The 11,533-nt window shown below is 71.5% G+C and carries 9 protein-coding genes and 1 pseudogene; 4 read left to right on the forward strand and 6 right to left on the reverse strand.

The genetic code is table 11. The annotated features are described in order from the left end of the window. Window positions 1–21: 21 nt before the first annotated feature. The 3 genes from IOE58_RS07220 to IOE58_RS07230 all read left to right on the forward strand — a co-directional run bounded on the left by IOE58_RS07220 (window position 22) and on the right by IOE58_RS07230 (window position 2,150). Window positions 22–450 carry a hypothetical protein gene (locus IOE58_RS07220; RefSeq protein ID WP_348981916.1) on the forward strand — a complete coding sequence of 143 codons (429 nt, stop codon included), beginning with the start codon at window positions 22–24 and terminating at the stop codon, window positions 448–450. Beyond that, entirely contained in the window at window positions 447–1,346 is a 900-nt protein-coding gene (locus IOE58_RS07225) for an HTTM domain-containing protein (RefSeq protein WP_228019181.1), read from the forward strand. The genes IOE58_RS07220 and IOE58_RS07225 overlap by 4 nt, the downstream gene beginning before the upstream one ends. Before the next feature lie 603 nt (window positions 1,347–1,949). Continuing rightward, entirely contained in the window at window positions 1,950–2,150 is a 201-nt protein-coding gene (locus tag IOE58_RS07230; RefSeq protein ID WP_193865721.1) for a hypothetical protein, read from the forward strand. Here IOE58_RS07230 and IOE58_RS07235 read toward each other — a convergent pair. The 5 genes and pseudogenes from IOE58_RS07235 to IOE58_RS07255 form a co-directional block, all read right to left on the reverse strand. Continuing rightward, window positions 2,107–3,315, reverse strand: coding sequence for an ATP-binding protein (locus IOE58_RS07235; RefSeq protein WP_193865722.1), 1,209 nt, complete (start codon window positions 3,313–3,315; stop codon window positions 2,107–2,109). The genes IOE58_RS07230 and IOE58_RS07235 overlap by 44 nt on opposite strands. A 66-nt stretch (window positions 3,316–3,381) precedes the next feature. Next, window positions 3,382–4,764, reverse strand: coding sequence for a hypothetical protein (locus IOE58_RS07240; RefSeq protein WP_193865723.1), 1,383 nt, complete (start codon window positions 4,762–4,764; stop codon window positions 3,382–3,384). A gap of 338 nt (window positions 4,765–5,102) precedes the next feature. Then, a complete protein-coding gene (metE, locus tag IOE58_RS07245) occupies window positions 5,103–7,550 on the reverse strand; it encodes a 5-methyltetrahydropteroyltriglutamate--homocysteine S-methyltransferase (protein ID WP_193865724.1) in 2,448 nt (815 codons plus the stop codon). Then, the gene (locus tag IOE58_RS07250) at window positions 7,547–8,563 is read right to left on the reverse strand and encodes a methylenetetrahydrofolate reductase (protein ID WP_193865725.1); all 1,017 of its coding nucleotides are present in this window, start codon (window positions 8,561–8,563) and stop codon (window positions 7,547–7,549) included. Before IOE58_RS07250 ends, metE begins: the two co-directional genes overlap by 4 nt. A 195-nt stretch (window positions 8,564–8,758) precedes the next feature. Next, a pseudogene (locus tag IOE58_RS07255) lies at window positions 8,759–10,281 on the reverse strand (MFS transporter). A gap of 183 nt (window positions 10,282–10,464) precedes the next feature. Between IOE58_RS07255 and IOE58_RS07260 the strand changes: the two are divergent. After that, complete coding sequence (locus IOE58_RS07260) at window positions 10,465–11,004, forward strand: TetR/AcrR family transcriptional regulator (RefSeq protein WP_193865726.1); 540 nt, start codon at window positions 10,465–10,467, stop codon at window positions 11,002–11,004. Between the two features lie 43 nt (window positions 11,005–11,047). Here IOE58_RS07260 and IOE58_RS14645 read toward each other — a convergent pair. Beyond that, the coding region (locus IOE58_RS14645) for a transglycosylase family protein (protein WP_193865727.1) at window positions 11,048–11,533 on the reverse strand (486 nt) is incomplete at its 5' end.

Here is an 11,533-nt window from a genome sequence, read left to right on the forward strand (position 1 = left end):
CCTCCCCGTACCCTCCCCACCGTGTCGCGTGCCTGGAGGATCGTGCTGATGCTGGCCCTGATGGCGGTGCTGCTGGCGGGCCAGTTCCTGCGCACCAATGACTTCTTCCCCTTCGGCTCGCTGGACCAGTACTCCAAGGGCACCGATCCGAACGGGCAGGTGGTCAACACGTGCCTGCAGGGTGTGCGCGAGGGGGGCGAGCCCTTCGACATCCCCTTCGGCAACCGGTCCGTGGGAATCCAGCGCGGCGACGTGGAGAACCACCAGCGCGAGATCGTGGCGGACCCGGATCGCCTCGCCCCTCTGGCCGCGGAGTACGACCGCCGCCATCCCGACGAGCCGCCGCTGACGGAGCTGATCCTGTGCCAGCGCATCACCCACCTGAAGGACGGCGCGCCGCACGGGGAGCCGGAGTTCGTCGAAGTGGTGCGCTGGAGGGCGAGCGAATGACGACACCCGCGGCCTCGAGTGCCGACCAGACCGGTCGGGCCACCTCGGAACGCACACCGACCGGCGCGTCGACGCTCCTTGGCCTGCTGATCCCGGCGCTGCCCGCCTCCCGCATCACGGCACTGCGCACGATCGTCTACGCCTTCGTGATCGTGGACGTGCTCCTGATCGCGAACGACGTGCCCTCCCACGCCGGCAACGCGCACTACTACCGGCCGCTGCTGCTGGCCCGCCTGCTGCACCTGCCTCCGGTGACAACCGGGCTCGCGTACGCACTGCTGGTGGTGATCGTGGTGGCGTGCCTGATGGCGATGCTGGGCCGATTTCCACGGATCGCCGGCATGGTGGTGGGCGTCGCCTTCGGGATCTGGATGCTGTACAGCCAGGGCTACGGATACGTGTCGCACGATCATCTGGCGCTGATGGTGGCGGTGTGGGTGCTGCCCACGGTGCCCTCACGCGGCTGGCACGACGACACCCCCAGCGAAGCCGCGGGATGGGCGCTGCGGTGCATCCAGTTGGCGGTGGTCGCCACCTACTTCCTGTCGGTGCTGGTCAAGTGGATCTACTCCGGCTCTCCGATCGCCTGGGCGAACAGCGCGATCCTGGCGTGGGCGGTGGTGCGGCGCGGCTCGATCTTCGTGCAGTGGACGCTGGAGACGCCGTGGATCTTCGTGCCCGCCCAGTGGGCGGCGGTGGCGATGGAGACCCTCTCCCCCGTGGTCCTGTTCCTGCGCGGCAAGGCGCTCTACCTCGCGGTGGCGGTGTTCGTGGGGTTCCATCTGACCACCTTCATCGCCCTGGGAATCCACTTCCTGCCCACTGTGATCTGCTGGGCGGCGTTCCTCCCCATCGAGCGACTGCGGGAACTGCCCGCTCGACTGCGTCGGCGCTGAACCGATCCACAGCCACGCCCCGCCACCGCTCGGGACCGCCACCGCTCGGGACCGCCACCGCTCGGGACCGCCACCGCTCGGGACCGCCACTCGCCTGTCGGCTCAGCCCACACCTCGTCCCACGGGGGATTCCCGCCCGTGCACGCCGGCGAGCCGGAACCCGCTCCAGGTGCGTGCTCGGGGACTGAGAGCGGGGCGCACCTCAGAACCACAATTGGTTCTCAGATGCGCTCCACTCGGGGACTGAGAGCGGGGCGCACCTCAGAACCACAATTGGTTCTCAGATGCGCTCCACTCTCAGTGCCCCAAGCGGGTCACGGAGTCCTCAGCGGGTCACGGAGTCCTCAGCGGGTCACGGAGTCCTCAGCGGGTCACGGGGTCCTCGGCAGGTCACGGAGTCCTCAGCGGGTCACGGAGTCCTCAGCGGGTCACGGAGTCCCCAGCGGGTCACGGAGTCCCCAGCGGGTCACGGAGTCCCCAGCGGGTCACCATGTCGGCCGGCCTGGCGCTGGTGCTCACGCCGCTGCTCACCACGGCTCGGGGCACTGCCCGCGCCCCTGTACGGTCACGGCTCGGCGATCGTTCGTTGGCACCGTGCAGCAGGTGGCCGGAGCCACGGGTGCCGCCGTGATGGTGGCCCTGATGAGCCGGGTCGCGGCCGGGGTCGCCGCCCAGGGCGGCGCCCCGATCGACGGCATCGCCCAGGGCACCTCCCTGGCGTTCCTGATCTCGGCCGGACTGGGTGTGGTGACCGTGGTGATCAGCCTGTTCGTCCGCCGGAACCCCGCGGAGGCCGACGCCTGACCGGCCTGGCAACCCTCGCCGGGCCGTGCGCCAGGGCGGAGCGTCCGCCCTCCTGCCGGCGCAGCAGCGCATCGCGCAGGTACGGCATGGCCAGCTCCACCAGGCCGCGGCCGGCGGGACGGATCATCTCGTCGGCGATCAGGCGTGCCCGGTACACGTTCTGGTTGTTCAGGTCGATGCCCATGCGGCGGGCGATGTCGGCCACCGCGGAGGGGCCGTCGTCCTCGAGCATGGCCATCAGGTAGTCGTTCTTGCGACCGGTGATGTCGCGCAGAGCGGGGCCGTGCACGTTGTGCACCATGGCATCGATCGCGTACTCGCGCGCACCCTCCACGTCCTCCACCTCGATCGTCTCCTCGGTGCCGCTGCGCTGCCAGGCCTCGGCGCCGACCACCTGGATCAGGTACGGGTAGCCCTGGGAGATATCGCCGGCGCGCACGGCCGCCTCGGGGGTGATGTGCTTGTCGGTGTCGGCGACCGTGGTCATGATGACCTGCGCGGCCGTGCCCACGTCCACGCTGCCGATCTCCACCTGGTGGGCGCGGCGCAGGAACGTGGTCTTGGGATTGGCGAGCAGTTCGTCCACGCCCGCCCGCACCCCTGCGGCCACGAAGCCGGCCGCGTGGCCGCGCTGCCCCAGGTCCTGCATGTGCTGGGTGATAACGTGGACCTGCTCCGGATCAGCCGACTGCACCTCGTCCAGCAGCACCAGCAGCCCGCCGCCGCGCAGCGAGGCCAGGGACGCCAGGCGGTCCAGCAGCACCGCCAGCGGCACCTCCTCCTCGTCGTACCGGCTGCTGACCTCCCGCCCCACGCTCGCCCCCGCGCCCATCGCGGTGATGCTCGCGGAGGTGAGGCGGGAGCTGCTCGCCTGGGGATCCAGGTCCCGCAGCACGTGCACGGCGCGGCCGCGCAGCTCCTCGGCCAGGGAGTCCGAGGAGGTGTGCAGCACGATGACCTCCCAGCCCACCTCCTCGGCGACGTCGTGGAACTGGGACAGCAGCACCGTCTTGCCCACACCGCGGGCACCGGAGATCAGCACGGAGCGATGGCCGGCCGGGCGGGTGCCCTCCAGGGCCTCGGTGAAGTCCTCCACCGGGGTGCCCTGCATGGCCAGCACCGGCGGAGTGAGCCCGAAGCCGGGGGTGAACGGGTTGCGGTCCATCGGGCCTCCTGCGGCGGGACGTGCAGTCGTCGCGGCCAGCGTACCCACCCGATGCGCTACATGCTGTTACGGAGTGTTACTTGCAGCGGTCTCGGCCCGTCGGAGCCGCTCAGAACGACGGAACCAGCCCAACAGCACCCCGGGCACGAAGCGGTCCACCAGCGGGGCCACGAAGCGGGCCAGCAGCTCCACGATCGCGCCGATCACGAAGGCCACCAGCGGCATCCACGCACCCAGGGCCAGCGCGAATGCACCATCGCCCAGCATTCCCATCTCCACCCGCACACTGGTCCACACCAGCGCCAGCAGCACCAGCGAGCACACGAAGTAGGCGACGGGCAGGGCGATCCAGGAGGCGATCACACCCATGGCGTTGTCCTTGGCGATCACCCGATCGCGGTTCCACAGCAGGGGGATCGCCAGCAGCACCAGCACAGCGAACAGCACCATCGGAATCCACACGTACCAGGGCAGGTCGAAGAACCACAGGAACTCGTCGAGCTGCCCGCTGCCGAAGTCACCGAGGTCTCCGCGCGTGGTCACGTGCACCGGGACGAGCAGCATCCCCAGGCCGACGAGCACGCCCAGCCCGGTGAGCCCCCAGACCGGCAGCAGCAGGAACAGGGAGAGCGCGGTGTCGACCTCCCCGTCGACGGCCATCCGGATCGCGCTGACCGCCGCTGCCATCACACCGACGGGGATCGCGAAGGTCAGGGCGTGCACCAGTGCCAGGCGGGGTGCAGCCGCGAGATCCGCGACCAGCGGCCACCAGGACGGCTTGGTGCTGCCGGCCAGGTGGCCCAGGAACAGCGCCAGCCCGCTCAGCAGCCAGGTGCCCATGAACATGTCCGCCCCGGCCGCGTGCATGGACATCGACATCCCCACCGAGTCGTCGACGAAGGCGAAGGCCGTGACACGGGTGACCAGCAGTGCGACCGCCGCCAGCGCGAAGCCGGAGACCCCCGACCACAGCAGGGCACCGAGCGGGCCGTTGGAGCTCCAGCGGCCGCTGCCCCAGCGGCGCTGGACGAACCGGGCACCGAGGAAGGCCGTCGCCGTCAGCGCCACCGTGATCAGCAGCGGCATCCCCCGCCATCCGGCCTCCATGCTCCCGAGGAAGCCCAGGTCGAGCTCCATGCCATAGGAGCCGAAGGTGCCCAGGGCCACCAGCTGGAACGGGATGCCCAGCAGGCCCACGATCACCCGCCATCCGTCCCCCGGGGAGGCACCCGAGCCACCGCCGGGACCTGACGGAGCACCGAGCGGATCGGTGCCGCCGCTCGGGATGTCGTTGGGCCCGCCGGTGAGGGCAGCCAGGAACAGCGAGGCCAGCACCACCAGTGCGGCGCCGAGGGCGGCGATGTAGGCCAGAGCTCCGACGACGAAGGTGGGCAAGGGGTTGCCGATGCCGATCCGGCGCAGCGCGCTCCCGGCCTGCGCCGCGGACATCGTGCCCGCACCTGCGGTGGCGCCGGGCGCCGCGGGGCTCCCGCAGGCGGAACCAGAGTAAGGGTCAGGGCTCCCGGAGGCGGAACCAGAGTAAGGGTCAGGGCTCCCGGAGGCGGAACCAGAGTAAGGGTCGGGGCTCCCGGAGGCGGAGCCGGCGGAAGAATCGTGGATGTAGCCCGACTGGTTCGGATCCGACATGGGTGCACCTCTCACGCCTGGTGATCGTGGGCGCGGCCCGTGCACCCCCTGCAAGTGAGCCTATCCGGCCGCCAGGGCGGGGTGGGCGCCCGCGGCGCGGGACACCCCGCGCCGTTCCAGAACCGGGCGCCCACCCGACATCACGCCAGCGCCGCGACCTGCGCCCTCACCTGTCGCGTGGCCTCCACCAGGTTGCGCAGGCTGGCCTCCGTCTCGCGGTAGCCGCGGGTCTTCAGGCCGCAGTCGGGGTTGGCCCACAGGGCGCGCGGACCGATGGCCTCCTGGGCATGCTGGAGCAGCTCGACGATCTCCTCGGTGGAGGGGACCCGCGGGGAGTGGATGTCCCACACGCCCGGACCGATGCCGCGCTCGAAGCGTTCGGGGTCGATCGCGTCCACCACCTCGCCGCGGGAGCGGGCCGACTCGATGCTGGTCACGTCGGCGTCGAGACCGTCGATCGCGTCGATGACCTCGTTGAACTCGCTGTAGCACAGGTGAGTGTGGATCTGCGTGCCGTCGGCCGCCCCGGCGGTGGCGATGCGGAAGGACTCGACAGACCAGCGCAGGTAGGCGTCCTGGTCGGCGCGGCGCAGGGGCAGCAGTTCGCGCAGGGCGGGCTCGTCCACCTGGACGATGCCGATGCCGGCGGCTTCGAGGTCCGCGATCTCCTCGCGCAGGGCCAGGGCCACCTGGGTGGCGGTCTGCGCCAGCGGCTGGTCATCACGCACGAAGGACCAGGCCAGGATGGTCACGGGACCGGTGAGCATGCCCTTGACGGGCTTGCTGGTGAGGGACTGGGCGTAGGCGGACCACTCCACGGTGATCGGCTCGGGCCGGGACACGTCCCCGAACAGGATGGAGGGGCGCGTGCAGCGGGAGCCGTAGGACTGCACCCAGCCGTGCTCGGTGACCACGAAGCCGTCCAGGTGCTCGGCGAAGTACTGGACCATGTCGTTGCGCTCGGCCTCGCCGTGCACCAGCACGTCCAGCCCCAGCTTCTCCTGCAGGGCGATCACCCGGGCGATCTCCTCCCGCATCGCCTGGCGGTAGCCGCTCGCATCCAGGCGACCGGCGCGGTGGTCGGCGCGAGCGCGGCGCACCTCAGCCGTCTGCGGGAAGGAGCCGATGGTGGTGGTGGGGAGCACCGGCAGGTCCAGGGCCTGCTCCTGCGCCGCCCTTCGGGCACTGAAGGGCGAGCGCGTGGACGCGTCGGGGCCCAGTGCCGCCACCCGCTCCCGCACTGACTCATCGTGCACACCCGCAAAGTCGCGCGGTACCGAGCGAGGACCGTCGACGTCGCCGGGGACCACGCCCCCGGATGCCAGGAGCACAACCTCGGCCACCTTCTCGTCGGCAAAGGCGAGCGTGGCGCGCAGCGCGGCATCCAGCGCGTTCTCGCGGTCCAGGCTGTGCGGAACGTGCTGGAGGGACACGCTGGTGGCCACGGAGACGGTGCGCTCGTCCCCTCCGGCGGTGCGCACCAGGTCACGCAGCGCGTCCAGGCGGGCGGCGGCCGTGGGCAGCTCGGTGCGCCACACGGTGCGACCCTCCACCAGGCCCGCCACCAGGGCGGTCTCTCCGATGCCGGTCAGCTGCTCGGCGGTGGGCAGGTCACCGCGAGTGAGGTCGAGGTGCACGGCTTCGGCGCCGGTGGACAGGAGGGCGGGCAGGTGATCGCCGATGCCGCCGTAGGGGGTGGTCACCAGGATCTGCGGGCGCTGGGCGAGGGAGGCGAGGCGGCCGACGGAGCGCTGCAGCGCCCGGGCGATCACGTCGTCGACGTCCCCCGCTCCCCCGTCGCTTCGGGCCGCCGCACTGCTCGCTCCCCCATCGCTCTGGGCCGCCGCACTGCCTGCTCCCTCGTCGCGCGCGGCCGACGGGCCGGCGACGAGGTCGATGTCGGTGGCCAGGATGGGCTCATCCACCTGCACCCAGGGCGCGCCGGCATCGGCCAGACGCTCGAGCACCTCGGCGTACACCGCGACGGCGTCGTCCAGGCGATCCAGGGGCGTGAAGCCCTCGGGGGCGCCGTCCTCGGCCTTCGCCAGCAGCAGCAGGGTGAGGGGGCCCACCAGCACCGGGCGGGTGGTGGTGCCGGCGGCGAGCGCCTCGGTGAACAGGTCGATGACCTGGGTGGAGGCCAGGTGCAGGTCGGTGTCAGGACCGATCTCGGGCACCAGGTAGTGGTAGTTCGTGTCGAACCACTTGGTCATCTCCAGAGGAGGCCGCTGGGCATCGCCGCGGGCCAGGGTGAAGTACCCATCGGTGCCGATCCGTCCGTCGGCATCGAGCACATCGGCGAAGCGCCCGGGGATCGCGCCGATGGTGACAGCGGCGTCGAGCACCTGGTCGTACAGCGAGAAGGTCTCCGGGATCGCCGCGGGGGCATCCAGGCCCAGGCCCGTGAGGCGCTCGCGGGTGGCGGTGCGCAGGGCCGCGGTGCGGCGGTCGAGCTCGGTGCGGTCGATGCGGCCGGCCCAGTAGGCCTCCTCGGCCTTCTTCAGCTCGCGGTCAGGGCCGATCCGGGGGTAGCCGACGATGGTGGCGGCGGGCAGCGGGGCAGCAGTGGGCGGCGGCGTGGTGGTCATCGGGGGTCTCCTGTGTGGCGTGTGTCGGTGGTGGTCCACTGGCCCAGGTCGAGGGCCTCGAGCACGTCGAGTGCTTCGGCGTGGCGGTTGAAGGTGTACAGATGCAGGCCGGGCGCGCCGGCGTCGAGCACCCCGCGGATCAGATCGACGGTGAAGCGGGTGCCGATGCGGCGGCGGTCGGTCTCGTCACGGGCGGTCTCCAGGGCGTGCAGCAGCTCGCGGGGGGCGTGCACACCGGAGAGCTCCGCGAGGCGCTGCAGGCGTGCGGGGTCGGTGGCGGGGACGAAGCCGGGCACCAGCGGGATGTCGACGCCGGCGCGGCGGGCCCGGGCCACCAGGTCGCAGTAGGCGGCGGGGTCGAAGAACACCTGGGTGATCGCGAAGTCGGCACCGGAGCGGGCCTTGGAGACCAGCACCTCGATGTCGTGCTGACGGGTGGGGGACTCGGGATGGCGCACCGGGTAGGCGGCCACTCCCACGGCGATGCGTCCGCCGGCCAGCAGGGCGCTGCGGTCGCGCTCCACCTCGCGGATCAGCTCGACGAGGTAGCGGGCGAAGGGGAACTCGTCCTCCTCCGGCACGTGATCCTCGGGGACGTCGCCGCGCAGGGCGAGGATGCCGCGCACGCCGCGGTCCAGCAGGGCCTCGATGCCTGCCACCAGGTGCTGGCGGCGGGCGCCCACGCTGGTGAGGTGGACGAGGGGACGCAGGCGGGTCTCCCCCAGCACGTGGTCGGTCAGTTCGAGCACCCGGGCGAAGTTCTGGTAGCCGGTGCGGGAGGTGACCGAGACGTAGTCGGGGGCGGTCTGCTCCAGCTGCGCGACGGTCTGCTGGAGGCGCTCGAACGAGGCTCCGCTGCGGGCGGGGAACAGTTCGTAGCTCAGGGCGGGCCGTCGCCGCGGGGGCGCGTCGAGCAGGGCGACGGCTGATGTGCCGGTGGCAGCTGCGGGGGCAGTGGATGCGGTGACGGGAGGCGCGGTGGCAGGGGGTGTGACGAGCTTCGTTGGTGGCATGCTCAGGAAGCTAGGACCGCTCAGCCGCTGCTCGGAAGAAACATGAGCGCCTGTGAACCTGTGCGTCATGTGCGGGGCCGTGGCCGACGCATGCGTTCATGCGTTGGTCACGCACAGGGCCCTGTCCAGCCGCGGGGACGTGGCTCGTTCGCGGACCGTGGCGCGCATGGTCCGACGCGCGCCCAGATCGCGTCGTCAGTCCGTGGCGCGCAGGGTGCGATGGGCGATCACGGCGGCCAGCACCATCAGTGCAGCGCCGATGCCGCTGGTGATCACCACACCGGAGTCGAAGGCGTGGCGCGCGGAGTCGAGCATCGGCCCGGCCACCGATGCCGGCAGCTGCTCGGCGACCGCAGTGGCCCCACCCAAGGTCTCCGACGCGGCAGCCTGCTGGGACGCCGTCAGCTCGGCGGGCAGCTGGACGTGGCTGCGGTAGGCGTAGTTGAGCAGGCTGCCCAGCACGGCGGTGCCGAGGACGGCACCGGTCTCGTAGGCGGTCTCGGAGATCGCGGAGGCGGCCCCGGCCTTCTCGGCGGGGACGGCCGAGAGGATCAGGTCGTTGCTGATGGTCTCGGCGCCACCCACTCCGGCGCCCAGCAGGGCGAAGGCGATCAGCAGCATGAGATCCGAGCCCCAGGACCCGGTCACTGCGGCGATCGTGAAGGCCACGCCGTTCAGCAGCAGGCCGACGGTGACGACAGCGGCGGGCGAGACGTGCCGCACCAGGCGCACCACCGCCAGGCCCGCGACGATCGTGACCAGCAGTCCGGGCAGCAGCACCATGCCGGCCTCCATCGGGCTGCGGCCGCTGACCAGCTGCAGGTGCTGGGAGATGAAGTAGAGGAATCCCACCATGGAGAACACGCTCAGCAGGTTCGCGGTGACGGCGCCGGTGAACACGGGACGCGTGAACAGGGTGACGTCCAGCATCGGCTCCCCGCGGCGCAGCTGACGACGCACGAAGGCGATGCCCGCCAGGATCGCCACTGCGGCCGCCGCCACGGGCAGCACGCCCATTCCGGTGGTGGCGAAGGTCTTGATCGCGTACACCAGCGGGGTCATGGTCGCCAGCACCAGCAGTACGCTCAGCGGATCCACGGGCCCGGGGGTGGGGTCCTTGGACTCGGGGATCAGGAGCGGCCCCAGGATCAGCAGGGGCAGCATCACCGGCACTGCCAGCAGGAACACCGAGCCCCAGGCGAAGTGCCCCAGCAGGAAGCCGCCCACGATCGGCCCCAGTGCCGCTCCCCCGGAGAAACCGGCCGCCCAGATGGCGATCGCGGTGCGGCGCTCGGTGGCGTCGGTGAAGATGTTGCGGATCAGGAGAGGGTGGCGGGCATCAGCATCGCGCCGAAGAAGCCCATCAGGGCGCGGGCGGCGATGAGGGTGGGGGCGTCCTGGGAGAACGCGGCCAGCGCCGAGATCACGGTGAAGCCGCTGCCGCCGAGCAGCAGCAGGCGGCGGCGGCCGATGCGGTCCCCGAGGCTGCCCATGGGCACCAGCAGCCCGGCAAGGACCAGCGGGTACACGTCCACGATCCACAGCAGCTGCTGCCCGGTAGGGGCCAGGGCCTCGGAGATCGCGGGCAGGGCGAAGGACAGCACGGTGTTGTCCACCGCCACCAGCAGCACCGGCAGCATCAGCACTGCGAGCGCCCACCAGCGCGCGCCCGGCCTGTCGTGGCGCGTGGTGGCGGTGCGGGCGGGGGCGGGCAGCACAGGAACCTCCGGGGTCGTGGTGGGACGGATCCTCGTCCGCGGCCTCCACGGACACCGCCGAAACTAAACCGTCCAGACGGTACAGTCAATCGGGCGGAGCCGCGCTGTGACCGGCATGGCAGAGCGCTCCACACCACTTGCCCCAGCGTCCTTACGCACCGTCGCTGCCAGTACGGTTGAGGCATGTCCGCCCGTGATGCCGTGCTCGACGCCTACCAGGCCATGCTCCTGGAGGATGGGCAGCGTGCCACCACCCTGGAGGCGGTCGCGGCCCGAGCAGGGGTGTCCAAGGGCGGGCTGCTCTACCACTTCAAGTCCAAGGAAGCGCTGGCCGAGGGCCTCATCGAGCGCCTGGACGCCCTGGTGGTCCAGGACCTGGAGGAGATGCGCACCGCCGAGGACGGCCCCTCCCGCCACTACGTGCGCACCTCGGTGTGGACCGATTCGGCGTTGGATCGTGCCCTGGTGGCCGTGGCGCACCTGGCCCAGGAGTCCCATCCAGGGGCGCGGGCCGCGATGGCGCGCGCCCGGGACGAGTGGCTGGCGCAGATCCGCGAGGAGGTCGGCTCGCCGGCGATCGCCCACGCGATCCTGCTGATCGGCGACGGTCTCTACTTCGACGCCGCTCTGACCGGGGGGTCCCTGTCCACGCAGGTGGCGCAGGTGGCCGTGGACGAACTGCTGCCCGTCATCGACCACCTGCTGGAGCTCGGCCGGCGCTGATGCCCCGCACCGCACTCAACCGCACCAAACTCGACGGACGCAGTCAGTGGGCGTTGAGGTACTCCTGGAGCGCCTTGACGGTGGCGTAGTTGGTGCGGAAGTCCCACACGCCGTTGTTGCCGTGGCCGATGGCGGCGCGCAGCTTGCGCGTGGTCTCCGCCCCGATCTTGCCGTCGGCACGTGCGCCGACCTTGGACTGCAGGGCCTTGATGTCTCCGGTGGAGAGGCGGCCGTCCTGGCCGACACCGATCCAGGCCTCCAGGGCGCGGGTGGTCTTGGGGCCGAACTTGCCGTCCACCACCAATGCACCGGAGCTCGGAGCGGGAGTGCTGCCGCGATCCTCACCACGGGAAGCGGCCGAGCCGCCACCGGGCCGGGCGTTCGGATCGGCCCCGCCGTTGGTTCGGGTCAGGCCGGCACGCTTGCCGCAGACGGGCCAGGCGCCGGGGCCCTGCTCGTGCAGGGTGCGCTTGGCAACGGCGATCTGCTCGGCCTTGGTGGCCTGATGCGCCTGCGAGCCGTACTCGGT

It is taken from the genome of Brachybacterium epidermidis (assembly GCF_015209585.1).
In the GTDB taxonomy this organism is placed as follows: domain Bacteria; phylum Actinomycetota; class Actinomycetes; order Actinomycetales; family Dermabacteraceae; genus Brachybacterium; species Brachybacterium epidermidis.

What these genes read in the sequence shown, in the direction of transcription:
- IOE58_RS07225 (WP_228019181.1), top strand. Translation starts at nt 447, where the DNA reads ATGACGACACCCGCGGCCTCGAGTGCCGACCAGACCGGTCGGGCCACC.
- IOE58_RS07235 (WP_193865722.1), bottom strand. Translation starts at nt 3,315, where the DNA reads ATGGACCGCAACCCGTTCACCCCCGGCTTCGGGCTCACTCCGCCGGTG.
- IOE58_RS07240 (WP_193865723.1), bottom strand. Translation starts at nt 4,764, where the DNA reads ATGTCCGCGGCGCAGGCCGGGAGCGCGCTGCGCCGGATCGGCATCGGC.
- metE (WP_193865724.1), bottom strand. Translation starts at nt 7,550, where the DNA reads ATGACCACCACGCCGCCGCCCACTGCTGCCCCGCTGCCCGCCGCCACC.
- IOE58_RS07250 (WP_193865725.1), bottom strand. Translation starts at nt 8,563, where the DNA reads ATGCCACCAACGAAGCTCGTCACACCCCCTGCCACCGCGCCTCCCGTC.
- IOE58_RS07260 (WP_193865726.1), top strand. Translation starts at nt 10,465, where the DNA reads ATGTCCGCCCGTGATGCCGTGCTCGACGCCTACCAGGCCATGCTCCTG.